This window comes from Acidocella sp., assembly GCF_050253495.1.
GTDB lineage: Bacteria > Pseudomonadota > Alphaproteobacteria > Acetobacterales > Acetobacteraceae > Acidocella.
Window position 1 is genome coordinate 30,263 of sequence record NZ_JBFWIX010000019.1, and the last position, 23,506, is coordinate 53,768.

The following is a 23,506-nucleotide window of genomic DNA, read 5'->3' on the forward strand; positions in this document are numbered from 1 at the left end:
GGGGGTTCCGGTGGTCCCAAAGAGGGAGGTGGCCGGGGCCGAAACAAAGGAGAGAACATGACTGGAATTCACATCGTCGGCAGCGGTCACACCGCATTCGGGCGTTTCGACGCGCGCAGTCTCGAGGAGCTGATCGTGGAGGCCGCCCGCGAGGCCTTGGCCGAGGCCGGGCTCCCGGGCACCGATATCGACGCGGTTTATCTGGGCCATTTCAACGCCGGCATGGCTGATGACGGTTTCGCCGCCTCGCTGATCCACCAGGCCGATGACGGGTTGCGTTTCAAGCCGGCGACGCGGGTCGAGAACGCCTGCGCATCGGGCTCGGGAGCGCTCTATGCCGGGATGAACGCGATCCGCGCGGGCCGGGCGAAGCGGGTGCTGGTGGTCGGGGTCGAGAAGATGACCCATCGCGCCACCCCCGAGGTGACGAAGGCCCTCGCCAGCGCCGGTTATCAGGGCGACGAGGCGGAGGCGCATCTGAGCTTCCCGCAGGTCTTCGCGCTGGCGGCTAAGGCCTATGCCGAGCGCTACGGCGACCCGATGGTGGCAATGGCGAAGATCGCCTCGAAGAACCACAAGAACGCACTGGCCAACCCCTTGGCGCAGATGCGGCGCGACCTGAGCTTCGAGCAGTGCAACGAGATCACCGAAAAGAACCCGCTGATCGCGCCGCCGTTGCGGTTGTCGGATTGCTCGCTGATCTCGGATGGCGCCGCGGCCGTGGTGCTGGCGGGCGAACCCGCCGCGGGCCAGCGCACGGCGCATATCCGTGCCGCCGAGCAGGTCTCGGATTACCTGCCGATGTCGCGCCGCGACCTGCTGCTGTTCGAGGGACCGAAGCGTGCCGTGGCACAGGCCTATGCGGCGGCGGGGATCGGCGTTCAGGATGTCAGCTTTGCTGAGGTGCATGACTGCTTCACGATCGCGGAACTGCTGATGTACGAGGCGCTCGGCCTGTGCGGGCCGGGGCAGGGCGGACGGCTGCTCGACGAGGGCACGGTCTATCGCGGCGGCAAGTTGCCGGTGAACCTCTCGGGCGGGCTCAAGGCCAAGGGACACCCGGTGGGCGCCACCGGCGTATCGATGCATGCGCTGAGCTATCGTCAGCTCACCGGGCAGGCCGGGGACATCCAGATCGAGGCTCCGGAACTCGGCGTGGTGATCAACATGGGTGGCGCGGCGGTGGCCAACTATGCCACCGTGCTCGAGCCGGGCCAGGTCTGAGCCGCGGCGTGTTCGGGGAGGGGGAATGACCTGCGCGATCCGGCCGCAGTCTCGTCTCGCCGGGAGGGCGGTGGCACCGAGGTGGCACCGTTTCCGCGCCAGGGGGCGGTCGTGGTGGAGCGTGTCGTGAGCCCCGGCCTGCATCAGAGCCAGCACCTCTCGCAGCGGCTGACGCAGGTGCTGCAGCGCGCGATCGGGTTGCTGCAACTGAGCAATGCCGACCTCGCCGGGCTGTTGGTCGAGGAGGCGGCCATAAATCCGGCGTTGGAGATTTCTTTGCCGATGGAGGCGCGGGAGCCGCCGCGTCTCGGCTGGCGGCTGCTCGGCGAGCTGGCCGGGCGTGAGGCTTTCGACGGCGATGCCTACACGGCGCAGGCGCTGGGGCTTTATGCCCATGTCGAGGCGCAGCTCGGGTTGCTGGTCGACACCCACGAGGATGTCGTTCTGGCGCAGGCCCTCACCGCCGCGCTCGAACCCTCTGGTTGGCTCGGCGAGGAGTTGGACGCGATTGCCCGCAAAGCCGGGGCACCGCCGGAACAGGCCGAGACAGTTCTGGTGAAACTGCAACGCGGTGTCGAGCCGGCGGGCCTTTTCGCGCGCTCGCTCGCGGAATGTCTTGCGCTCCAGCTTGAGGAGCGCGGTGCGTTGGACGCGCCGATGCGCGCTCTGCTGGCGCATCTGCCGGAACTGGCACGTGGCGCGGCGCCGGAACTGTGCGAACTCTGCGGCGTCACGCCCGACCGGCTCGGGGCGATGGTGCGCGCGTTGCGTGGCCTCGATCCAAAACCGGGCAGCCGCTTCGACAGCGCGCCGGCTCTGCGCCGCGCGCCCGATCTGTTGGTGCACCGCGATCCTGCGGGGTGCTGGCATGTCGCGCTCAACCGTGCCAGCGCCCCGGAGATCGTGGCCCGGCCTGGCGCCGCGGCAGACGCCGAGGCGCGCGCCACTGCGCGCTGGCTGGCCCGCACGTTGGGCCGCCGCAACGAGATGGTGTTGCGGGTGGCGGGCCATGTCGTCGATCACCAGCGCAAATTTCTGGAGCACGGGATGAGATATCTGCGGCCGCTGAGCAATGCCGAGGTCGGCGCGGCGCTGGGGCTGCACGAGACCACGGTGGGGCGGATCCGCGCCGACTTGCTGGTGCAGGGGCCGGTGCGGGTGTTCGAACTGGACAGTCTGTTCGGGCGCGGGCGCTTTGCCCGCCACGGCCATGAGGATCTCTCTGGCGAAGCGGTGGGAGCGCTGATCGCTGAGCTGATCCAGGCCGAATCCCCCGGGGCGCCGCTGACCGATGCCCAACTCGCTGCCACTTTGGAGCGCCGGGGGATCGAGATTAACCGCCGCAGCCTGAGCAACTGGCGCAAGCGCGCCGGCTTTGGCCCAGCGCGGGAACGCAAAACCAAGAAGGAGGCGTGAATGAGGCAGAAGGTATACAGCTCGGCGGCGGAGGTTCTGGACGGGCTTTTGTTCGACGGGATGCTGATCGCGGCGGGGGGCTTTGGGCTCTGCGGCATTCCCGAATTGCTGATCGACGCGCTGGTGGCGAGCAAGGTGCGGCAGATCACCATCGCCTCGAACAATTGCGGGGTCGATGGCTTTGGGCTGGGCAAGCTGCTCGACACCAAGCAGATCAAGAAGATGATGAGTTCCTATGTCGGTGAGAACGCCGAATTCATGCGCCAGTATTTGTCGGGCGAGCTGGAGCTGGAATTCAACCCGCAGGGCACGCTGGCCGAGCGGATGCGCGCCGCCGGCCACGGCATCCCCGGCTTCTACACCAAGACCGGCGTCGGCACGGTGATCGCCGAGGGCAAGGAGCACAAGGAGTTCAACGGTCAGACCTATATACTGGAAACCGGGATCTTCGCCGATCTCTCGATCGTCAAGGCCTGGAAGGCGGACGAGAGCGGCAACGCGATCTTCCGCAAGACCGCGCGCAACTTCAACCCGCCGGCGGCGATGTGCGGAAAGGTCTGTGTGATGGAGGTCGAGGAGATCGTGCCGACCGGCAGCCTCGATCCGGATGCGATCCACCTGCCGGGAATCTATGTGCACCGGCTGATCCAGGGGCAACACGAGAAACGCATCGAGCAACGCACCACGCGCAAGCGCGACGACGCCCCCGTTCCGGGTGCGGCCGGTGCCGATCGCGGCGAGGAGGTCTGATCATGTGGGATCGCAATCAGATGGCGGCGCGCGCCGCGAAGGAACTCAAGGACGGTACCTATGTGAATCTCGGGATCGGGATCCCGACCCTGGTGCCGAACTTCATCCCGCCGGGGGTGAACGTGACGTTGCAGTCGGAGAACGGGATGCTCGGGATGGGCCCCTTCCCCTATGAGGGCGAGGAGGATGCCGACCTGATCAACGCCGGCAAGCAGACCATCACCGAACTGCCACAGACCGCCTATTTCGACAGTTCGATGAGTTTCGGGATGATCCGCGGCGGCAAGATCGCGATGGCGATCCTGGGCGCGATGGAGGTCTCGGAAACCGGCGATCTGGCGAACTGGATGATCCCGGGCAAGCTGGTGAAGGGCATGGGCGGGGCGATGGACCTCGTCGCCGGTGTCGGCCGTGTCGTGGTGGTGATGGACCACGCCAACAAGCACGGCGAATCGAAGGTGCTGCACAAATGTACCCTGCCGCTGACCGGGGCGGGCGTGGTCGACCGGATCATCACCAACATGGGCGTGCTGGAGGTGGTGCCGGGTGGGCTGAAGCTGGTCGAACTGGCCGACGGCGTCACCGAGGCCGAACTGCGCGCCGCGACCGAGGCGACGTTGGTCGGTTGAGATGTCGGACTCAGGCGTCGCACGAGACCGGAGGGCCGTTGCGAACCGTCTGCCGGAGCCGGTGTCACTCCGGCATCTGCGCCGCCATGGTTCCCGTTCCGGTCAGCAATTGACGGTGGGCGCCATTGTGGCGTCGGTTGCCTCTGCGCCATTCAAGGGCGGCGGTGGCGCTTGCCGGGTTTCAGCGCCCCGGTGGCGGGGCAGAAGCTGGTGCATCGGCGATAAACACTCTGGCCCCGATCGCCGGCCTGGAGCAGGCTGGAATTCTTCACGAGGCCTTGTTGCATCGCATTGCGTCGCACGGGGGAATCCTGGTCCGGTAGAGGGTGTTTGCGATCTTATGTTGTTCGATGTGCGGCTTCTGGACGCTGGATTCAATCCATCTCTTCGGCGGAAAGGCGGTGCCTGGGCACCGCCTTTTTTGTGTCGTCAATCGTAATAATCAGGGCCTTGCTTAAAGCTTGGCCAGGCATCGGGGTCATGGCCGGTGACCACTTGCGCACCGGTCTTTTCCGCCAGCGTGCGTAGTTTTTGCACGGAACGCACCGTGTCCACGGTCGAGGCCAGGAATCCCGGCAGGGATTTTTCATTCCAATGGTCGAGCGTATAGGCCGCATCGATGGTCAGCAGCATCGGGCCTGTCTTGGGCAGGTTCACCAGAAAGGATTGATGCCCCGGCGCATGGCCTGGCGTGAATATGGTCGTCAGCGTGCCGTCGCCATAGATGTCGTAGAAATCGTCGACTTCGCCTTTCAGAAACTGCCATTTCAGGCCTGGCCGGTCGAAATCCTTGCGGATATATCCGCCGCCGGCGAACCAGTCGGGCGTGAAGGCATATTCATACTCAGCACGCTGCACGATATGGGTTGCGTTGGGGAATCTGCCGATCGCGCCGCTATGGTCCAGATGCAGATGCGACTGTACAACGTATCTGACATCCTTGGGGTCGTAGCCCAGTGCCTTCACCTGATCCACACAGCCTTTGTCCTTGTCCAGAACCGGCCAATAGACATCGCAGATGCCTCCCCAATAGCCACGTGGATCCGTGGCGACCTCGATGGCGTTGCCGCCATCGATGATGATATGTCCCTTGGGATGCGCGATGAAGAAGAACGGCACCGGGATTTCGTAATCCGCGCCATTGCCTTCATTCATCTTGATATTGTGTACCTTACATTTCAGCGTGCCAGATTGCAGCATATAAAGTCGTATATCGCTCATTGCGTTTTCCTCTGCTTATGATCTGATGCGGGGTGGAAGGCGATTGCCTTAGAATGCTTCGCGGTAGAGGTTCAGGGCGTCGGCTTCGCTGATCTCCACGGGGTTGTTCTGTAGCAGACGGGTCTGTTTCATCGCGTCGGATGCCAGCATCGAGAGCGTGTTGTCCGTTACGCCAACATCACGCAGATGTCTTGGCGCGCCGCTCGCATCCATCAGCTTTTCCATATGTGCGACAAAGGCGCTGGCCCGTGCGGCGGTGTCACCCATGCCGGGCACGCTCATCACATCCGCCAGCTCCGCGTATAACGGCGCCGCGGCCTTGGCGTTGAAGCGCAGCACGGGGCCCAGCATCAGCGCGTTGGAGAGGCCGTGCGGAACATGGTAGTGCCCGCCAAGCGGATAAGCCAGCGCGTGCACGGCCGCCACGGGCGAATTGGAGAAAGATTGGCCCGCCAATGTCGCGCCGAGCAACATGGCCTCGCGCGCTTCCCGGTTTGTCCCATCCTCGCACGCGGTCAGCAGATTGCCACCCAGAAGGCGCAGCGCCTCACGCGCCAGCGCGTCTGAGAGCGGATTTTTCTTGTGTTTGCCGGTATAAGCCTCGATGGCATGCACCATCGCGTCAATGCCGGTGGCCGCGGTATGCAGGCGCGGCAAGCCCACGGTCAGCGCGGCATCCAGCAGCACATGGTCGGCATAAAGCTGCGGCGCGACCACGCCCATCTTGGTGGTTTCGCCGGTGGTGATGATGGAAATATTGGTCACTTCCGAGCCGGTCCCGGCGGTGGTGGGGATCAGCACCAGCGGCAGGCGACCACCTTTCACGTTGCCGATGCCATACATGTCCGGCAAGGCCTGCTTGCCTTCGATCAGGATGGCAACAAGCTTTGAAATATCCAGCGAGGAGCCGCCCCCCAGCCCGAGCACAATATCCACCCCAGCGGCCTTGGCGGATTTTACGGCATCCAGCACGATATGGTCCGGCGGGTCGGCCACCACCTTGTCGAACGTGACGACGCTGAAACCGGCGTTTTTCAGATTCGTTTCGATCGGGGCGATGATTCCGGCCTTCACCAGCCCGGCATCCGTCACCAGCATCAATTTACGCGCGGCAAAGCGCTTGGCCAGATTTTCACCTAGCGTCCTGGAGCCTTCCCAGGCCACCTCGATGGATGGGACGGTACGAAATTCAAACGGGTTCATTTGCCTCTCCTTTCCGCTTTGCCTCAGCCAACCGCCGTGCAGAGATATTTAATTTCCAGATATTCCTCGATCCCGTGGCGCGAGCCTTCGCGCCCCAGGCCGGATTGTTTGACGCCGCCAAACGGCGCCACCTCATTCGAGATCAAGCCGGTATTATGCCCGACCATGCCGTATTCCAATGCCTCCGCCACGCGCCAGGCACGGCGGACATTTTCAGTGTAGAAATACGCGGCAAGGCCGAATTCCGTGGCGTTGGCCATGGCAATGGCCTCCTCCTCATGTTCGAACCGGAAAACCGGAGCCACGGGGCCGAATGTTTCCTCGCGCGCGACCTTCATGTCTTGTGTGGCATTGGCGAGCACCGTCGGTTCGAAGAAGGTGCCGCCAAGCTCGTGACGCTTGCCGCCGGTGACCAGCTTGGCACCCTTGGCCAAGGCATCGCTCACATGCGCTTCCACTTTTTCGATGGCGGCCTCGTCGATCAGCGGGCCGATCACGACGCCGGGCTTCGTGCCGGATCCGATGGGAAAAGCCGCTACTTTTTCCGCCAGCTTCGCGGTGAAGGCGTCGTAGATGCCCGCCTGCACATAAAGGCGGTTGGAGCAGACGCAGGTTTGCCCCGCATTGCGGTATTTGGAGGCGATGGCCCCTTCCACCGCCGCGTCCAGGTCCGCATCGTCGAAGACGATAAAGGGGGCGTTGCCGCCAAGCTCCAGGGAGAGTTTCTTGATGGTGGGGGCGGATTGCGCCATCAGAATGCGCCCGACCTCGGTGGAACCGGTGAAGGAGAGCTTGCGCACGACATCGCTGGCGGTGAGGGCCGCGCCGATGGGCTTGGAATGGCCGGTGATGACCTGCAGCACGCCCGCCGGTACCCCGGCTTCCTCGGCCAGGGCCGCCAGGGCAAGGGCGGTGAGGGGTGTTTGTTCGGCGGGCTTGACGATCATGGTGCAACCAGCCGCCAGGGCTGGAGCGGCCTTGCGGGTGATCATCGCGGCCGGGAAATTCCAGGGCGTGATGGCCGCGCAGACGCCGATGGGCTGCTTCAGCACGATCAGCCTTTTATCCGCCGTTGGCGCGGGAATGGTCTCGCCATAAACGCGCTTGGCCTCTTCCGCGAACCATTCGATGAAGGAGGCGGCATAAACCGCTTCTCCCTTGGCTTCGGCGAGCGGTTTGCCCTGTTCGGCCGTCATCAGCGCGGCCAGATCGTCGGCATTGGCCATGATCAGCTCAAACCAGCGGCGCAATATGGCGGTGCGCTCGCGCGCGGGGCGCGCGGCCCAAGGCTTGAAGGCGGCCGCGGCGGCCGCGATCGCCTGTTCCGTTTCGGTGCTCCCCAGGCAGGGTACGCTGCCAACCAGCCCGCCATCGGCGGGGTTGTGGACCTCGATGGTTTCGTTTCCGCCCTTGGTCCAGTTTCCGGCGATCAGGCAGCGATCACGCAGAAGAGCGGGGTTTTTGAGCTTGAGCATCCGGTGTCTCCTGGCTATAGTTCAATAAGTTGAACTGTTTTCTTTTAATTGAACTTAGTCAGGATGGCTGAACCAAGTCAAGGAGGAAGTTTGCCGCCCATGGAAACCGAAACAGAAAGCGTACCGGCCTTGCGCCGTGCTGTCCGGGTGCTTGATTACGTGTCATCCGCCGCCAAACCGCCAAACGCGGCGGAAGTGACGCGTGCCTTGAAGCTGCCCAAGAGCAGTGCTCACGGGCTGATCGGCGCCATGCTCGATCTGCATTTGCTCGTCCGCGCGGATGATGGCTGCCTGCGTCCCGGCCCGTATCTCATGCGCTGGGCGAACGGGTTTTTGGCCCAGCTCGACATTGTCTCCATTTTCCAGTCCTATTTCGCGGAAAATCCTGGTCTGGCGCGCTATACCGTTACATTGACCGTGCGCGACGGTGCCGAGGTTGTGTATCTGAGTTGCCGTAATTCGGATCAGCCCCTGGGGGTGACATTCCGTATCGGGATGCGCTTGCCTGCCACGTTCACCGCGACAGGCAAGGCATTGCTGGCGGAGTTGGAGGATGAAACCCTGGAAAATCTGCTGACCCCTTCGTTTCCGGCACCGCTCACCTCCCATAGCGTGCGGAATATCGACATGCTGCGCCAGGAGTTGATGCAAATGCGCGCGCGCGGTTTCTCGATCGATGACGGACAGGTGCGGGAAGGCATGATCTGCCTGGGGGCGGTGCTGCGTGGGCATGATGGGCTCGCGGTGGCGGGGATCGCGCTGAGCCTCACGCGCAGTGAGGCCACGCCAGACATGGTGGCGGCGCTGGGCGAGGAATTGCGTGAAGCCGCCACCAGGCTGTCACGGCGGTTCGGGGCGGTTTAAGCTGATTGGGATTTTTGCGGCGGAGTGGATGAAGGGAAGGAGGCGGGCGCGGGCTTTCCGAACCTTCATGCGCGGCTTGCTGAAATGGCCGGCCTGCCCGTTTCGCCGCTGGCATGCGGGCTTGTTCACATGACATCCATGTCATGCCGATCGGAAGCGCGAGATGAAGGAGTTTTTAAACGCTATTCCTCGAAGTTTCCGACAACATATTGAAATGTTTCATAAGCGCTCCTGTTGCCGGAGAGAGGCGGCATCTTCCGTCAAAGCGAAAGACTCGATAAGCTGTAGGCAGCTATTGTCAAAAAAGTGACCAAAGTTGAGGGCAAATCCTCAACGGGGGGAAATAAAATGGAACGGCAAAAAGCGATCCGCGCCGCATGGGAGCAATTCCTTTCGACGGGACGGATCTCGGAACAGGTTCCTGTTGCGGTGGCATCTTCCTGGCGGCGGTCTCGCACGCTCGGGGTACAGACCCGCCGGAATGAGGCCCCACTGGCCGCGGAGCCGGAGCTTTTTCAGCTGCGCCGGAAAAATGCCCGTCTGCTCGGCATGGCACGCCCCATCTTGGCGAGATCAGGCGTACTTCTGGCCGATACGGCCTCGATGATGATCGTCACCGACGCCGCCGGTCTCATCATTGAAATCGCGGGAGATCCCCACACCATGGAGCAGGGGCGCCGTAACCATTTGGAAACTGGCGGGCACTGGGCTGAAGGCAGTATCGGCACCAATGCCATCGGTACCGCATTGTCGGAAAAACGCGCTGTGCAGATTCTGGGGGCGGAGCATTTTTGCGAAGATGTGCAGCGCTGGTCCTGTGCCGCCACCCCTGTGCACCATCCGCGCGATGGCGAGTTGTTGGGTGTCATCGATATTTCCGGGCCGGTCACTGGCTTCAACAGGCAAAATTTGGCGCTCGCGGTCGGGATTGGCAAGGAGATCGAACTGTCGCTCGACCGGCTCACGCGTCAGAAACATGAGGAATTGCTGCGCCATTTTGTCTCCAAGCGTGCTTTGTGGCTGAAGGACGAGATCCTGGCCTTGGACAGCCACGGGCTGCTGGTGCACGGTACGCCGAAAGCCTTGAAATTTTTGGAAGCCCAGGAAACAACGCATAAAATGCTGCGGGACATCATGCGCGGCATACCTTCCGAATTATGGGAAAAACAAATCCGCCAGCATTTGCCCAACGCCAATCTGGAAGTGGTGGAGGGCGAGGATGGCGCTCTAGGCTGTCTCATCATCACGCACCATGCCCGGCCGCAGCAGAGGGGGAGCTGGTCCCATCCCCGGCAAGCCGCCAAGGAGGAGGTGTTGGATTTCACCGCTATATTGGGTGACAGCCCAGCCATTGCAACCGCGCGGGAGCGGGCGCGCAAGCTGGCGGCTAGCAAGCTGCCGGTTCTGATCGAGGGTGAAACCGGCGTGGGCAAGGAGCTGTTTGCCCGGGCCATCCACGCATCTGGCCCTCTTGCCGCCGGGCCGTTCATTCCCGTCAATTGCGGCGGTGTCGCCAAGGAGCTGATCGCCAGCGAACTGTTCGGCTATGCCAAGGGCAGCTTCACGGGAGCCGATGAGGCGGGCCGCACAGGCAAGATCGAGGCCGCGAATCATGGTGTTCTATGCCTCGATGAGATCGGTGAGATGCCTCTGGATCTCCAATCCTATCTCCTGCGTGTTCTGGAGGACCAGGTGGTTTACCGCGTTGGTGAGCATGAGGGGCGGCCCGTGGATATCTGCGTGATTTCCATGACCAATCGTGATTTGAGCGATGAGGTGAAGGGCGGGCGATTCCGGCGCGACCTTTATTACCGTATTGCGGTGGCGCGTTTGCGGGTGCCGCCCTTGCGTGAGCGCGGCGGCGATATATTGCTGCTCGCCCAGCATTTTGCCTCGCGCGCGGCCATCAGGTTGGGGCGCCAGGCGCCATCCTTGAATCCAAGGGCAAGGGATGTGCTGATGGCTTATGGCTGGCCCGGCAATGTACGTGAATTGCGCAACGCCATGGAAATCGCGGTTACCCTGGCGGAATCGGGCCTGATCACGCCGGAGGAACTGCCCGAGGATATTCTGGCCGTCACGCCTTCCTCCCCCCCCGCCGCCAGTGTGCTGCGCGATGCTGAACGCGAAACCATCATGGCTCATATCGAGGCATGCGGCGGTAATCTTTCAGAAGCGGCGCGCCGGCTTGGCATTGCGAGATCCACTTTATATCTGCGCCTTTCCCGTTACCGGGCGCGGTGATTGTCCGAGTTCCGGACAAAACTGTCCGGCTGTCGAGGTTCTTGGACATGTTGTTAACGCCTGATAAAATCATAAAACCTTGAGTCGTAACGAAAAGTCCTGACCAAGCCAGCTTGGCACGCCTTCTGCTCCATTGTTCTTGCCCGGCCCATATGGCCGCAGAGCAAAACAATAGGAGGAAGCAAGTGGGCTACGAAGGCAAGAACACCAGAAATGTGCAGGTGCTCGGCATCGATGCCGGCGGCACCATGACAGATACGTTCTTCGTGGATGCGCACGGGGAATTTGTCGTTGGCAAGGCGCAATCCACACCGCAGAACGAAGCACTTGGACTGATCGCCTCCAGCGAGGATGGGTTGGCCAATTGGGACATCTCCCTGCATGACGCATTGCACCAATTGCAGACCGGTGTGTATTCAGGCACCGCCATGCTCAACCGCGTTGTGCAGAGAAAAGGGCTAAAATGCGGTTTGATCGTCAATCGCGGCATGGAGGATTTTCATAGGATGGGCCGGGCAATCCAAAGCCATCTTGGATATGCCTATGAAGACCGTATCCATCTGAACACGCATCGCTACGACCCGCCATTGGTGCCGCGTCAGCTCACGCGCGGCGTGGTGGAGCGCGTCGATATGATGGGCAAGGTCGTGATTCCGTTGCGCGAGGAAACGGTACGTGAGGCGGCGCGTGAACTGATTGGCGCCGGGGTTGAGGGGATCGTCATCAGCCTGCTTCACTCCTACAAGAATTCGACCCATGAACGCCGGACAAGGGACATCGTTCAGGAAGAAATCGCGCGCAGCGGAAAGGAAATCCCCGTATTCGCTTCCGCCGATTATTACCCGGTGCGCAAGGAAACCCATCGCACGAACACGACCATATTGGAAGGATATGCGGCGGAACCGTCGCGCCAGACATTGCGGCGTATTTCCGATGCCTTCAAGGAGCGCGGCACGAAGTTCGATTTTCGTGTGATGGCGACGCATGGCGGCACGATTTCCTGGAAGGCCAAGGAACTGGCGCGCACCATCGTCTCGGGGCCGATCGGAGGGGTCATCGGCGCGAAATATCTTGGAGAAACGCTGGGATATAAGAATATCGCCTGTTCCGACATTGGTGGAACCTCTTTCGATGTGGCGCTGATCACGCAGGGCGAACTGACCATCAAGAACGATCCGGACATGGCAAGGCTCGTGCTGTCCCTGCCGTTGGTGGCGATGGATTCCGTCGGTGCCGGTGCCGGGTCCTTCATCCGGCTCGATCCTTATACAAAGGCCATCAAGCTGGGGCCTGATTCAGCGGGATACCGTGTTGGCGTGTGCTGGAAGGAAAGCGGCATCGAGACCGTCACGGTGTCCGATTGCCATATGGTGCTCGGCTATCTGAACCCGGATAATTTCCTTGGCGGCGCGGTGAAGCTTGACCGTCAGCGTTCCGTCGATGCGATCAAGGTGCAGCTTGCCGATCCGCTGGGATTGTCGGTCGAGGATGCCGCGGCGGGCGTGATCGAATTACTGGATTCAGACTTGCGCGATTATCTGCGCTCGATGATCTCCGGTAAGGGATATAGCCCGCAGAGCTTCGTCTGCTTCTCTTATGGCGGTGCCGGCCCCGTGCATACTTATGGCTATACGCAAGGGCTTGGTTTCGAGGATGTCATCGTGCCGGCCTGGGCGGCCGGGTTCTCGGCGTTTGGCTGCGCGGCGGCGGATTTCGAATATCGCTACGATAAATCGCTCGATATCAATCTGGCGCCGGACGCACCGGAAGAGCAGCGTATCCATGCGGCCAAGACTCTTCAGGTTGCCTGGGAAGAGCTCACCCATAACGTGCTGGAGGAATTCAAGCTGAATGGGTACGACCCGTCGCACGTCAAGCTTCAGCCGGGTTACCGCATGCAGTATCGCGGCCAGTTGAACGATCTGGAGATCGAGTCCCCCCTGCCGGCGGTCGGGACCGCACAGGATTGGAACCAGCTCACGGATGCTTTTAACGCCACCTATGGGCGTGTCTATGCCGCGTCCGCGCGGTCTCCCGAGCTGGGCTATTCGGTGACCGGCGCCATCATGCGCGGCATGGTGCCCATAACCAAACCGAAAATTCCCGTCGAGGCGCTGGCGAGCGAGGAGCCAGCCGCGGAAGCCTTCATCGGCACACGTAAGTTCTACCGGCATAAACGCTGGGTGGATGCGAAACTCTATAAGATGGAATCCCTGAAGCCCGGCAACAAGGTCATGGGGCCCGCCATCATTGAATCCGACGCGACCACCTTCGTGGTGCCCAATGGGTTCGCGACCTGGCTGGATGGTCACAGATTGTTCCACCTGAAGGAAGTCTGATCCCGTAATGAAAACGGCGCGTTTATAAGCGCCAGAATGGAGAGAAACATGGATAAGTTTGTGAACGATTCCCAAACCGCCACACGCGGCGTGGTGCGCGGCGGCGAAACGCTGAAGCAGCACCGCGACCATATCATGGCGGAGACAAAACGCACCAAGAGCTATGCCGGCCTGACCAAGCTGGAGCTGCGCGACAGCCAGCCCATTCTCTACAATAAGCTGTTTTCGCGTCTGCGCGCGGGAGTGGTCGATGCGCGTGAAACCGCGAAGAAGATCGCCGCCTCGCCGATCGTGGAGCAGGAGGGTGAGCTTTGCTTCACTTTATATAACGCGGCGGGTGATTCCATTCTCACATCCACGGGAATCATCATCCATGTCGGCACCATGGGAGCGGCGATCAAATATATGATCGAAAATGACTGGGAGGGAAATCCTGGTGTCAATGACCGCGATATTTTCTGCAACAACGATTCTCTCATTGGCAATGTGCATCCGTGCGATATTCACACCATCGTGCCGATTTTCTGGGAAGGAGAATTGATCGGCTGGGTCGGCGGTGTGACGCATGTGATCGACACGGGCGCTGTCGGTCCCGGTTCCATGTGCACTGGGCAGGTTCAGCGTTTTGGCGACGGCTATTCCGTCACTTGCCGCAAGATCGGTGAGAATGACGTGCTGTTCCGCGACTGGTTGCATGAAAGTCAACGCATGGTGCGCACCACGCGTTATTGGATGCTCGATGAACGCACCCGCATCGCGGGGTGCCATATGATCCGTAAGCTGGTCGAGGATGTGATCAGGGAAGAGGGCATCGACGCCTATTGGAAATTCGCCTACGAGTCTGTCGAACATGGCCGTCTGGGCCTGCAAAACCGGATCAAGGCAATGACCATCCCCGGTAAATACCGGCAGGTCGGGTTTGTCGATGTGCCTTATTCCCATGAGGATGTGCGCGTACCCTCCGACTTCGCCAAGCTGGATACGATCATGCATGCGCCATCCGAGATCACCATCAGGCCGGATGGTACCTGGCGTCTGGATTTTGAGGGGGCAAGCCGTTGGGGGTGGCATACCTACAATGCCCACCAGGTCAGTTTCACGTCCGGCATATGGGTGATGATGACGCAGACATTGATCCCGTCCGAAATGATCAATGACGGCGCCGCCTACGGCACGGAATTCCGGTTGCCGAAAGGCACCTGGATGAACCCTGATGACAGGCGCGTGGCTTTCGCCTATTCCTGGCATTTTCTGGTTTCCGCCTGGACGGCGTTATGGCGTGGCCTTTCGCGCGCTTATTATGGCCGTGGGTATCTGGAGGAGGTGAACGCGGGCAATGCCAATACCTCCAACTGGCTGCAGGGGGGCGGCTTTAACCAGTATGACGAGATCCATGCCGTCAATTCCTTTGAGTGCGCGGCCAACGGCACGGGCGCCACGGCGGCGCGCGACGGGTTGAGCCATGCCGCCGCCATCTGGAACCCGGAAGGCGATATGGGTGATATGGAGATTTGGGAGTTGGCCGAACCGCTGGTTTATCTTGGGCGGCAGATCAAGGCGAATTCCGGTGGCGCTGGTAAATATCGTGGCGGTTGCGGATTCGAGAGCCTGCGCATGGTCTGGAACGCCAAGGACTGGACAATGTTCTTCATGGGCAATGGTCACATCTCTTCCGACTGGGGGCTGATGGGGGGCTACCCCGCGGCATCCGGTTATCGGTTCGCGGCTCACGAAACGGGGCTGAAGCAACTGATTGAAACGGGCAAGCCCATTCCTCTTGGCGGGGATGCGGATCCAGAAAATCCGGTTTACGACGGCTTGCTGCCCGATGCCCGGATCAAGCGCGACAAGCAGGCCATCACCACGGAGGAGATGTTCGCCGATTACGATCTTTACCTCAATTATATGCGTGGCGGGCCGGGTTTTGGCGACCCGCTGGATCGTGAACCGTGCCGTGTGGTGGAGGATCTGAACGGGGGCTACCTGCTGGAACGCTTCGCTGCCGGCGTCTATGGCGTGGTGGCGGCGAAGGGGGCGGATGGCCAGTACAGGCTGGATGAAGCCGCGACCAAGGCCCGGCGCGACGAAATTCGTAAGCAGAGGCTGCAAAAATCCATTCCCGTCACTGAATGGATGAAGCGGGAACGTGAGAAGATCATCGCCAAGCAGGCGGCTTCGCAAGTCAAGCAGATGTTCGCGGCCTCGTTCAAGCTTGGGCCTCGTTTCGCCGAGGAGTTCAAATCCTTCTGGACATTGCCCGCCGAGTGGCAGTTGACGGAGGATGAGATTGGCGTGCCGACCTATGGATCGAAATATTCCATGGATCTGTCGGAATTGCCGGATGTGCGGACCGTGCAGTTCGTCGAGGAATGAAAACCGGCGGGGCGGTTCGCCGCCCCCAAAAAACATCAGGAGGAACAAATGGCTTATACGAGAACCAAGATCGCGGATCTGATCGATGGCACGATCGATGATGACACCCTGCACCAGATGCTTTCCACGCCAAAGGATCCGGAACGTTTCGCGACCTATGTGGAGATATTGCAGGAGCGTATGCCCTGGGACGACCGCATCGTGCTGCCATTGGGGCCGAAACTATATATTGTCCAGCTCAAGACGAGCAAGGAATGGAAGATACGTTGTGAATGTGGCCATGATTTTTGCGGCTGGCGGGAGAATTGGAAACTGCACGCACATATCCATGTACGGGACTCCGCCGCGAAGATGGAGGAAATTTATCCCAAGCTGATGACGCCCAGCACCGATTGGCAGGTTTTGCGTGAATATTACTGCCCGCATTGCGCCACGCTGCACGATGTCGAGGCGCCGACGCCATGGTATCCGGTGATCCGGGATTTTGAGCCGGATGTGGATGCCTTCTACAAGGAATGGCTCGGCATGCCGGTTCCCGAACGAGCCGACATGGCCTGACATGAAAATGCCCGGCACCCTCGGATGCCGGGCATTTTTGGTTTTCAACCGTGGAGGCGCGGGCTGTTTCTGTTCATTGCTCTTGTTTCGAAGGGGCGGGCTTGACGGGCCCTATATCGACCTGAAACTCGTCGTCCTCCACACGCAAAGGATAAGGGTGGAGCGTGTTGCGCACGATATGGGTCACGCATTTGCCGTTCACCCCGTCGAAGCCCCAGGCGTGATGAGGGCAGGTCAGAATATGTCCGTCGAAGCTCGCTTCGTCGAGGGGCACATCCGCATGCGGACAGCGTCCGCGATACGCCTTGGGCTCGCCGCCTTTCGGCCAGAGCAGCAGCACGCTTTTCTTTCCCGCGCGAAAAAATCCCATGCCGCCTTCGTGGAGGGCGCTCGTATGACAGATGGAGATGAACGGCAAGTTCGTCGCTTTCCTGTAAGGGGTGTCAGGCATGAAAAGCAAATACCGCACCAGGGCGAATGTCGTGGATCGGCTTGGCTCCAAGGTATGGAATGTCGCAAAGGTGACGGTTTTTGTCGGGTTTCTCCTAAAAGCGCGCCGTCGGCTGACGCGCTGGCCTGGCCTCCACATGGCATGATTGCTGCTTATTTCCTCTGTCCCTGAAGCGCCCGGAACATGAGGAGGCCGCGAATGACCAATATGACAGAGCTGGCGAAGCGCAAGCAGCCGCTCAATCTCGCCATCGTTTATGTGGATGCGGAGGCGTTTCTCGAATATTATTTGCCTTGGCTTGAAATCACGGCCTTTCTGTCGGCCTATCGCGCGGGCCAGGTGGAGATGCCGGCCAAGGGCGTGACGCCGGCATTGACGGCGCGGCAATTGGCCGGCGGGATCGCACACCAGATCGGCGATGACACGCTAATCGCGTTTTGCATGAATGCGGCGACCAAGGGCGACAAGGCGGCCGTAGAGCGGGTCGAGGCGGGGCTGCGTGAAAAATTCGGGACGGATTTTCCCGGTCATGCGGGCTTGTGGCATTTCCGGGGGGATATCGCGGCACCGGTCTCATTGGACGACCATGTCGGGCAGGCGGGCAAGAAGATGCTCGCGGGCGACCCAACGCCGCCGCCCATGCGCAATGGTGAGACATGGACCACGGGCATGCGTTTTCTTGAACGGGCCATGGGGTCCAATTTCAAGAGCGAGATCCTTTATCCGCTGGCGCTCTGGACCCGCTCCCAGTGGGGCGAGGTATGCGACAAGGGAGTCGCCTTCATGTCGCACATCGAGGATAATCTACCGATCCTGCGCGAAGCCTTGCAGGAGCCGCGCAACGATGCGGCCTTCATCGCCAACATGCTGCTGCTTGGCGCGCCGGCCGTGGACATCGATTTGCAGGACGAAACGCAAGGTCTGTTGCGTTCGTTGTCCCGGCGCTGATCCGGGCTGGTCTTAGCGTCTGAACTTCGTGGAGGTCATGCATGCGGACGGATGTTCCCTTCGAGGGAATTGATTTCGGTCATCTGACCGATGAAGTTGATGCCCTGCTTCAGGCCGGCGTTCTGGCGCATCGGCGCGATAAGGGTGCGGCCGATGCCTTGTTTCGCAAGGCCCTGGAGATCGACCCCTCCGCCTTGCCGACGTATTTTTGCCTTTACAAGATCCACACTTATTCCGGCCGGCTGGAACAGGCGCGTATCATGGCGGAGGCTGGGCTGGCGGAAGCCGCGCGGCAGGCGCGATGGGCCCCGGATTGGCGGCTATGGCGCAGCGTGCGGACCGGCCCCGCCGATCCTGGCCGCTTCGCGCTTTATACGCTGAAGGCGTTGGCTTTCATCGCCCTGCGCGACGGGCGGCATGACGATGCCACCGCGATGTTGCAAGCCCTGCGCGGGCTCGATCCGCAAGGTGAGATCGGCTGGCCTGTGGTCGCCGCGCTGGCGGAAGGCTGCACGGCATGAAGCTGACGATCGAGCGTGCACATATGGACAGGGTGGTCGGCGCGTTCCCCGATCTTGAGCCATTGCGCGCGCAATTGCGTTTCGGTGAAAAGGTGGAGGTGCCGGTCGCGCGTCTATCCGATGCGCAATGCGAATTTCTGGGGGAACTCTACCGGTGCGCGGGGGCGGAATATCAGGTGCGCGCGGCTCAGCTTGCCACTTTGCGCGATGTTCTGGGCAATGCGGGCCAACCCTATGGCGCCAATGATCTGGAGGAGTTTCTGGCTGATCTGGTGCGTCATCTGGTTACCGACGGGGTGCGTGGCTGGCTGTTCAGCGCGGATATTTCACGGCGTCCGCTGCCTTATGTCGTGACGCGTCTGGATTACACGCCGGCCAATAGCGACGAGAGCGGCAAGATTTTCATCGAACTCAAGGCCAATGCCAAGGGAACGCTTGTTACCAATGTGCTCCGCGTCACCGCTGGCGATATTGAAGGGCGCAAGCTGGGCGAGGTGCTGGTGAACAAAGGCTTCCTGAAGGAAACGCCGGAATTGATCTCCGCCTACGATGCCACGGCTGAACGTTATTTTGCTTGGCGCGGCCGGTATGGGGAGCAATTCGCCGCGCAGGGCCGTGCCTTTTACGCCGAGGATCCAGCCTCGGCGCGGCGTGATACAGACTGGACACGCAAGGACATGGTGGTGCTGTCCGCTTCGGGTGGCAAGGCGAGGCTCGTCAATGACGAGAGCATTCTCACCGAGCGCGCGCTGACACTGGATGTGCCTGGCGAGATCCTCACCTCCTATCTGCGCCGCGCGGGCAAAAGCAATCAATATGAGAACGAGGAGGTTATCCGCCTGCTGGCCGACGCGATTCCTCCCGGCATGTTCGCGCAGGTGCCCGTGCATGGCTTCATCCTGATGTTTCATCTCGACCTGCATCATTATGTCTGGGTGCATGTCGACGATATGGAGCCCTATGCCTACCAGCCCGCGCTCAAGGGCAAGCTGGTATTGCCGCCGGAGCAGACCGACCTGATCGACATCCTCACCGCCGAGATGGATGTGCTGATGGACGACATCGTGGAGGGCAAGTCCGGCGGTACGACCGTGCTTTGCGCCGGTCCACCTGGGGTGGGTAAAACGCTGACCGCCGAGATCTATTCGGAAATCATCCGCCGTCCGCTTTATCGTGTCCATTCGGGTCAGCTTGGCCTCAATGTCACGCAGATGGAAACCGCCTTGAAGGATGTGCTCACCCGCGCGCAGCGCTGGGGCGCGGTCATGCTGATCGACGAGGCGGATGTCTATATCAAACGGCGCGATGACGACATGACGATGAACGCCGTTGTGGGCGTGTTCCTGCGCGTGCTTGAATATTTCAACGGGCTGCTGTTCCTCACCACCAATCGTGTGGATGATATTGACGAGGCCATCGTCTCGCGCTGCATAGCGCTGATCCGTTATTATCCGCCCGACCGTGAGAGCCGCGCGCGTATCTGGCGGGTGATGGTCGAGCAGTTCGGCCTGGAGGTTGACGCGGCGATGGCCGAGCGTCTCGCGGATCTGTTCCCCGAGGCAAGCGGCCGCGACATCAAGGGGCTCGCCAAGCTCGCGGCCAAATATTGCAGCCAGAAGCGCGTGGCGCCGGAGCTGGAGATCTTTCAGCGCTGCTCGATATTTCGCGGCATGGATATGGCGCCGCATTCACGTCATGTCCCAGCGCCATGAGGTGACGTTCCGCCGCCGCGCGGGTTGCGGTGTTGCCATCCAGGAGGCAGAAAGCAAGGTTGGGCGCGCCGTCGGCGCGTTCTTGCATGAAGGAGAGCTGTCGATGTTCATCGCGATGAACCGCTTCCAGGTGATCCGGGGGGAGGAAGAGACCTTCGAGACCGTCTGGAAAAGCCGAGAAAGTCACCTGGGGGAGGTCCCTGGTTTCGTGGCGTTTCATTTGCTGCGGGGCCCTGAAGCGGAAGATCATACGCTGTTCGCCTCGCATACGGTCTGGCGTTCGAAAGCGGATTTCGAGGCATGGACCACGTCCGAGGCCTTTCGCAAGGCCCATGCCGGGGCTGGCGGGCATAAGCCGCTTTATCTCGGTCCGCCGAAATTCGAAGGGTTCGAGGTGATCCAGACCGTCACAGCCGCTTCCGCTGGGTGAGGGGCAATGCCCGTCCTTGTCGAGGTCGTTCCCGCGGCGCGCGCGTGCCGTTATTTCGTGACCTATGCCGCGATCGGCCTGCCTTTCCGGCTGATTGGCCCGATCGAGGGTGAGCAGGCCCTGAACCGCAACACCTTCATCCGCGCATGGTTCGACGATGGTGAGCGGTTGATCGGGTTCGACAAGCTGGTCCATGCCGATGTGGAACTGTCCCACCGTTATTTTTACGACGAGGACGGCGCTCTGCTCAGCGCGCTGGTGACCATGGCCGGCGAGGCGCCGGTCAGGGTCACTTTGCCGGAGATAGGCGCCGAATAGCGGCGCATATCCAGGATGGCGGCGGGCTCACTCCGAAGTGATCACCACTTCCGGATGGGCGTCCGGCTCTTCGAGATGCAGCCCATCCTCTTCGGTAAGCGAATCATCGATCAGGCAAATATCGCCGTCGTCGATGACGATGTCGATCCGCTTCAGGCTCGCGCCCTTGCAGGGGCCGATGAAGCATTGACCGTCATCGAGATCGAACAGCGCGCCATGCGTGCCGCATTTTAGAAAATTGCCATCCTCGTCGAGGAAGTCTTCGGTCCGCGCATCGAGTCTGACCCCTTCATGCGGGCATTTATTCTCATAGGCATGAAAAGCGCCCCCCTTGCGGGCGACGAGAATGGGCCAAGGAGTCATGGTTCCGTCGACCATGCGCGCGAGCACGAAGCCACGCACATTCTCCTCCTGTATTTCCTGTGTTTCGCAGATAACAAATAATTCAGCCATGATGGTCCTCCATCCAAGGGTTAAGGAGAAAACGAGGAATGGTCATGCCGCCTTGCCCAGCTGGGTGGGGTCGTAGCCTTCCTCGCGCAAGACCCGGTAGACGGCATCCCGCCCCAGCATGAGCCGGTAATGGGCGAGCAGGCGCGCCGGCAGGGGGATCTTTGTCTTGTCCGCCCAGAACGCGACATAGAACAGGATCGGGTCGACGACGCTGAACGCGCCCAGCGCGTACCCTTCGGGGGCCAGCATGCCGGCGGCCTCGGCCAATGCCTGTGTGGCGATCCGGCGGCCTTCCGCCATGGTTCGCGCCGTCTGTTCCGCCTCCCGGCCATAGGCTTGCGGAACGAAGATCCGCGCGAAGCCCTGACCGTGAATTATGTCTGTGACATGCCGCATGATCGCGCGGGCATGCTCCTGCGCGGCGGGGTCGGCGGGCCAGTAGCGGCCACGCCGGCAATGGCGGCCCAGCCATTCGGCGATCGAGATCAGATCGGTCAGCACGCCGCCATCCTTCAACAGCAGGCTGGGAATGGTGCCGCGTGGATTGACCGCCAGATATTCCGGGCGCCGGTTCTCGCCCGCCGGGATGTTGATCACCACGGCCTCGAATGTTTCCTCCATTTCCTCTAGGATGATGTTCGCGGCGGTCGAGCAGGAACCCGGGGCCATATAGAGGCGCATATTGGCCATCATGCCGCTCCTGCGCTGGCGCTGGGGGGATGCGCCGCCAGCAGGAGATCGTTGGCGTTTTGCGAAAACTCGACCCAGGCGGCGGCGATGTCGCGCATGATGGCGTTCATGTAGTCGCGCGGCGGCTTGTGCTCGTCGGGGAAATTGGACAGCGCGCAGGATACGGCGTTGAATTCCAGAACATCGGCAAGCAGCCCATCGAGAAACGGCTTAAACGGCGCCTGCACCGCCGGGAGCAGGCAGGAGCGCCCCTGTGTCACCGATGCGTCGGCCCCATCGAAGGGCAGTTCAGCGATCCGGTTCAGCGCCTGGGCGAGACTGTCTTCCACCGCCCCCAGCAGTGCATGCTGGGTCAGCTGTTCGTGGGCCTGGCGCATCAGGCTGCGCGACAAGGCCACGCGATAGGCGGAGAAACCGGCGGCACGCTGTGTCGCCATCCATTGGCTGAAACTGGCGAGCGCGGCGGCGTTGGCGGGGCGGGCCAGCAATTCCGCCCGTTCATCGGCTTCATGCAGGGTTTGCGCCACCCGCCACGCGGAGTCGAGCGCGCCTTCCAGATAACCGGGATCGCGCGCGGACGTTTCGGCGCCCGCGAAATGCAGCCTGTCGTTCCAGTGAGCCCCGCGCAATAAATTGTCCGCGCGGGGCGGATGGTCGGTCGCGGGGTCGATGAGATCGGCGGCCGCGCAGGTAAAGGCCTCGTCCGCCCAATCCTGATAGAATGCCGTGCCAAGGCTCAAATGCCCGCCGAAAAGCTGAGTGAACTGGCTGGCGATCAGCATTGGCAGCCCCGTGGCGAAATCCCGCCGCAAGGCGGGGGACAGGCTGAGAAACCCACCCAGCCCGGCTTGGGTGCCGGTGGCGTCGCAGGCATCCCATATCTCGCCAAGCACGGCCTGGTCGTGTGTGACGAAGGCGGAGCCTGACAAGCCCTCGTCGCGCCAGACCGGGTTGGCGCAGGCGGTGCCAGCCTTGGCGGAGGTCGCCATCCAGGTTGGGGTATGTCGCAGAGCCGACCATGCCGCCTTGTCCAGATCCGGTGAAAATGTCAGGGACGCGACAAGTCGCGGCGGCATCGCCAGCACGCAGCGCCGGGCCAGGGTTTCACCGCTCATCGCGCCGGAACTCCAGGCAAGGCGGACATGGGTGGTTTCATCGAACAGGGCCTGAACCACATGGCCCAGCCGGATGTCCGTGTGCGATAGCCGCGCGGCGAGGGCCTTGATCAATGCCGCCATGCCGCCGGTCAACCGGTGGGCCTTGTCATGCACGTGCTGGGGAGGGGTCCGTTCCGGCCCCTTGCCGGCGTCGGCCAGGGACAAATTGGCGCCTTCATCCCTTTGCGGGAACGATGGAATGCCAAGGCGTTGCGCCAGCGTGGCGACAAGCGCTTGCCGGTGCGGCCAGAACCATGTTGGGCCCAGATCGACCGCCAAGCCGCTGGCGGCATCCGTCTCGCTCAAAATCCGCCCGCCCAGGCGCCCGCGCGCTTCGAGAATCAGAACCGACTGGCCCCGCGTTTCCAGCATTTCGGCCAGTGCCAGGCCGCTCAAACCCGCTCCCACTATGGCGACATCGTACATGATTCATTCCCCGGGATTTTGTCTGCCAAGCCCTATGCAAGAACCGGACAATTTCGCGCGGTGGCACGAAAATTGTTTGCGAAAAACATCGAAACGCGCGGTTG

At 61.5% G+C, this 23,506-nt stretch carries 22 protein-coding genes; 14 read left to right on the forward strand and 8 right to left on the reverse strand.

Annotated elements, in window-relative coordinates; all coding sequences use genetic code 11:
• The first annotated feature begins 57 nt into the window (after positions 1–57).
• From AB7D48_RS13340 to AB7D48_RS13355, 4 genes are all read left to right on the forward strand, one after another.
• Positions 58–1,224 carry a thiolase domain-containing protein gene (locus AB7D48_RS13340; protein WP_427979972.1) on the forward strand — a complete coding sequence of 389 codons (1,167 nt, stop codon included), beginning with the start codon at positions 58–60 and terminating at the stop codon, positions 1,222–1,224.
• A gap of 81 nt (positions 1,225–1,305) precedes the next feature.
• Positions 1,306–2,640 (forward strand): RNA polymerase factor sigma-54, encoded by a 1,335-nt coding sequence (locus AB7D48_RS13345; RefSeq protein WP_427979974.1) that lies wholly within the window; start codon positions 1,306–1,308, stop codon positions 2,638–2,640.
• Complete coding sequence (locus AB7D48_RS13350; RefSeq protein ID WP_427979976.1) at positions 2,641–3,390, forward strand: CoA transferase subunit A; 750 nt, start codon at positions 2,641–2,643, stop codon at positions 3,388–3,390.
• On the forward strand, positions 3,390–4,019 hold the full coding sequence (locus AB7D48_RS13355; RefSeq protein ID WP_427980040.1) for a CoA transferase subunit B: 630 nt from the start codon (positions 3,390–3,392) through the stop codon (positions 4,017–4,019). The genes AB7D48_RS13350 and AB7D48_RS13355 overlap by 1 nt, the downstream gene beginning before the upstream one ends.
• A gap of 152 nt (positions 4,020–4,171) precedes the next feature.
• Here the strand turns inward: AB7D48_RS13355 and AB7D48_RS13360 are convergent, their stop codons facing one another.
• The 4 genes from AB7D48_RS13360 to AB7D48_RS13375 all read right to left on the reverse strand — a co-directional run bounded on the left by AB7D48_RS13360 (position 4,172) and on the right by AB7D48_RS13375 (position 7,918).
• Positions 4,172–4,321 carry a hypothetical protein gene (locus AB7D48_RS13360; protein ID WP_427979978.1) on the reverse strand — a complete coding sequence of 50 codons (150 nt, stop codon included), beginning with the start codon at positions 4,319–4,321 and terminating at the stop codon, positions 4,172–4,174.
• Between the two features lie 127 nt (positions 4,322–4,448).
• Positions 4,449–5,240 carry an AttM family quorum-quenching N-acyl homoserine lactonase gene (gene attM, locus AB7D48_RS13365; RefSeq protein WP_427979981.1) on the reverse strand — a complete coding sequence of 264 codons (792 nt, stop codon included), beginning with the start codon at positions 5,238–5,240 and terminating at the stop codon, positions 4,449–4,451.
• A 48-nt stretch (positions 5,241–5,288) separates the two neighbouring features.
• Entirely contained in the window at positions 5,289–6,443 is a 1,155-nt protein-coding gene (locus AB7D48_RS13370; protein ID WP_427979984.1) for an iron-containing alcohol dehydrogenase, read from the reverse strand.
• A gap of 23 nt (positions 6,444–6,466) precedes the next feature.
• Positions 6,467–7,918, reverse strand: a complete 1,452-nt coding sequence (locus tag AB7D48_RS13375) for an NAD-dependent succinate-semialdehyde dehydrogenase (protein ID WP_427979986.1) — start codon at positions 7,916–7,918, stop codon at positions 6,467–6,469.
• A gap of 99 nt (positions 7,919–8,017) precedes the next feature.
• Between AB7D48_RS13375 and AB7D48_RS13380 the strand changes: the two genes are divergently transcribed.
• From AB7D48_RS13380 to AB7D48_RS13400, 5 genes are all read left to right on the forward strand, one after another.
• Positions 8,018–8,782 (forward strand): IclR family transcriptional regulator, encoded by a 765-nt coding sequence (locus AB7D48_RS13380; RefSeq protein ID WP_427979988.1) that lies wholly within the window; start codon positions 8,018–8,020, stop codon positions 8,780–8,782.
• Positions 8,783–9,331: 549 nt separating this feature from the next.
• A complete protein-coding gene (locus tag AB7D48_RS13385) occupies positions 9,332–11,026 on the forward strand; it encodes a sigma-54-dependent Fis family transcriptional regulator (protein WP_427979990.1) in 1,695 nt (564 codons plus the stop codon).
• Between the two features lie 185 nt (positions 11,027–11,211).
• Positions 11,212–13,365 carry a hydantoinase/oxoprolinase family protein gene (locus AB7D48_RS13390; protein WP_427979992.1) on the forward strand — a complete coding sequence of 718 codons (2,154 nt, stop codon included), beginning with the start codon at positions 11,212–11,214 and terminating at the stop codon, positions 13,363–13,365.
• 48 nt (positions 13,366–13,413) lie between these two features.
• Positions 13,414–15,738, forward strand: coding sequence for a hydantoinase B/oxoprolinase family protein (locus AB7D48_RS13395; protein WP_427979995.1), 2,325 nt, complete (start codon positions 13,414–13,416; stop codon positions 15,736–15,738).
• A 48-nt stretch (positions 15,739–15,786) separates the two neighbouring features.
• Complete coding sequence (locus tag AB7D48_RS13400; protein ID WP_427979998.1) at positions 15,787–16,296, forward strand: acetone carboxylase subunit gamma; 510 nt, start codon at positions 15,787–15,789, stop codon at positions 16,294–16,296.
• Positions 16,297–16,369: 73 nt separating this feature from the next.
• Here the strand turns inward: AB7D48_RS13400 and AB7D48_RS13405 are convergent, their stop codons facing one another.
• Positions 16,370–16,747 (reverse strand): Rieske 2Fe-2S domain-containing protein, encoded by a 378-nt coding sequence (locus AB7D48_RS13405; RefSeq protein ID WP_427980001.1) that lies wholly within the window; start codon positions 16,745–16,747, stop codon positions 16,370–16,372.
• A 198-nt stretch (positions 16,748–16,945) separates the two neighbouring features.
• On the opposite strand from AB7D48_RS13405, the gene AB7D48_RS13410 reads away from it, so the two are divergent.
• From AB7D48_RS13410 to AB7D48_RS13430, 5 genes are read left to right on the forward strand one after another with little or no spacing between them, the layout of a single operon-like run.
• Complete coding sequence (locus AB7D48_RS13410; protein ID WP_427980004.1) at positions 16,946–17,695, forward strand: hypothetical protein; 750 nt, start codon at positions 16,946–16,948, stop codon at positions 17,693–17,695.
• Positions 17,696–17,736: 41 nt separating this feature from the next.
• Positions 17,737–18,216 carry a hypothetical protein gene (locus tag AB7D48_RS13415; protein ID WP_427980007.1) on the forward strand — a complete coding sequence of 160 codons (480 nt, stop codon included), beginning with the start codon at positions 17,737–17,739 and terminating at the stop codon, positions 18,214–18,216.
• Complete coding sequence (locus AB7D48_RS13420; protein WP_427980010.1) at positions 18,213–19,928, forward strand: ATP-binding protein; 1,716 nt, start codon at positions 18,213–18,215, stop codon at positions 19,926–19,928. Before AB7D48_RS13415 ends, AB7D48_RS13420 begins: the two co-directional genes overlap by 4 nt.
• Positions 19,912–20,358 carry an antibiotic biosynthesis monooxygenase family protein gene (locus AB7D48_RS13425; RefSeq protein ID WP_427980013.1) on the forward strand — a complete coding sequence of 149 codons (447 nt, stop codon included), beginning with the start codon at positions 19,912–19,914 and terminating at the stop codon, positions 20,356–20,358. Before AB7D48_RS13420 ends, AB7D48_RS13425 begins: the two co-directional genes overlap by 17 nt.
• A 6-nt stretch (positions 20,359–20,364) precedes the next feature.
• Positions 20,365–20,676 carry a DUF6156 family protein gene (locus AB7D48_RS13430; protein ID WP_427980015.1) on the forward strand — a complete coding sequence of 104 codons (312 nt, stop codon included), beginning with the start codon at positions 20,365–20,367 and terminating at the stop codon, positions 20,674–20,676.
• 27 nt (positions 20,677–20,703) lie between these two features.
• On the opposite strand, the gene AB7D48_RS13435 is transcribed toward AB7D48_RS13430, so the two are convergent.
• The 3 genes from AB7D48_RS13435 to AB7D48_RS13445 are packed head-to-tail and all read right to left on the reverse strand — an operon-like array spanning position 20,704 to position 23,402.
• On the reverse strand, positions 20,704–21,129 hold the full coding sequence (locus AB7D48_RS13435; protein ID WP_427980018.1) for a Rieske (2Fe-2S) protein: 426 nt from the start codon (positions 21,127–21,129) through the stop codon (positions 20,704–20,706).
• A gap of 42 nt (positions 21,130–21,171) precedes the next feature.
• Positions 21,172–21,819 carry a glutathione S-transferase family protein gene (locus AB7D48_RS13440; protein ID WP_427980021.1) on the reverse strand — a complete coding sequence of 216 codons (648 nt, stop codon included), beginning with the start codon at positions 21,817–21,819 and terminating at the stop codon, positions 21,172–21,174.
• On the reverse strand, positions 21,819–23,402 hold the full coding sequence (locus tag AB7D48_RS13445) for a flavin monoamine oxidase family protein (RefSeq protein WP_427980024.1): 1,584 nt from the start codon (positions 23,400–23,402) through the stop codon (positions 21,819–21,821). The genes AB7D48_RS13440 and AB7D48_RS13445 overlap by 1 nt, the downstream gene beginning before the upstream one ends.
• Positions 23,403–23,506 lie beyond the last annotated feature (104 nt).

Excerpts from the sequence above, each read along its gene's own strand:
- AB7D48_RS13415 (WP_427980007.1), top strand. The coding sequence starts at position 17,737 with ATGCGGACGGATGTTCCCTTCGAGGGAATTGATTTCGGTCATCTGACC.
- AB7D48_RS13375 (WP_427979986.1), bottom strand. The coding sequence starts at position 7,918 with ATGCTCAAGCTCAAAAACCCCGCTCTTCTGCGTGATCGCTGCCTGATC.
- AB7D48_RS13420 (WP_427980010.1), top strand. The coding sequence starts at position 18,213 with ATGAAGCTGACGATCGAGCGTGCACATATGGACAGGGTGGTCGGCGCG.
- AB7D48_RS13395 (WP_427979995.1), top strand. The coding sequence starts at position 13,414 with ATGGATAAGTTTGTGAACGATTCCCAAACCGCCACACGCGGCGTGGTG.
- AB7D48_RS13400 (WP_427979998.1), top strand. The coding sequence starts at position 15,787 with ATGGCTTATACGAGAACCAAGATCGCGGATCTGATCGATGGCACGATC.
- AB7D48_RS13380 (WP_427979988.1), top strand. The coding sequence starts at position 8,018 with ATGGAAACCGAAACAGAAAGCGTACCGGCCTTGCGCCGTGCTGTCCGG.
- AB7D48_RS13385 (WP_427979990.1), top strand. The coding sequence starts at position 9,332 with ATGGCACGCCCCATCTTGGCGAGATCAGGCGTACTTCTGGCCGATACG.
- AB7D48_RS13340 (WP_427979972.1), top strand. The coding sequence starts at position 58 with ATGACTGGAATTCACATCGTCGGCAGCGGTCACACCGCATTCGGGCGT.
- AB7D48_RS13410 (WP_427980004.1), top strand. The coding sequence starts at position 16,946 with ATGACCAATATGACAGAGCTGGCGAAGCGCAAGCAGCCGCTCAATCTC.
- AB7D48_RS13405 (WP_427980001.1), bottom strand. The coding sequence starts at position 16,747 with ATGCCTGACACCCCTTACAGGAAAGCGACGAACTTGCCGTTCATCTCC.
- AB7D48_RS13440 (WP_427980021.1), bottom strand. The coding sequence starts at position 21,819 with ATGGCCAATATGCGCCTCTATATGGCCCCGGGTTCCTGCTCGACCGCC.
- AB7D48_RS13430 (WP_427980015.1), top strand. The coding sequence starts at position 20,365 with ATGCCCGTCCTTGTCGAGGTCGTTCCCGCGGCGCGCGCGTGCCGTTAT.
- AB7D48_RS13425 (WP_427980013.1), top strand. The coding sequence starts at position 19,912 with ATGTCCCAGCGCCATGAGGTGACGTTCCGCCGCCGCGCGGGTTGCGGT.
- attM (WP_427979981.1), bottom strand. The coding sequence starts at position 5,240 with ATGAGCGATATACGACTTTATATGCTGCAATCTGGCACGCTGAAATGT.
- AB7D48_RS13435 (WP_427980018.1), bottom strand. The coding sequence starts at position 21,129 with ATGGCTGAATTATTTGTTATCTGCGAAACACAGGAAATACAGGAGGAG.
- AB7D48_RS13350 (WP_427979976.1), top strand. The coding sequence starts at position 2,641 with ATGAGGCAGAAGGTATACAGCTCGGCGGCGGAGGTTCTGGACGGGCTT.
- AB7D48_RS13370 (WP_427979984.1), bottom strand. The coding sequence starts at position 6,443 with ATGAACCCGTTTGAATTTCGTACCGTCCCATCCATCGAGGTGGCCTGG.
- AB7D48_RS13445 (WP_427980024.1), bottom strand. The coding sequence starts at position 23,402 with ATGTACGATGTCGCCATAGTGGGAGCGGGTTTGAGCGGCCTGGCACTG.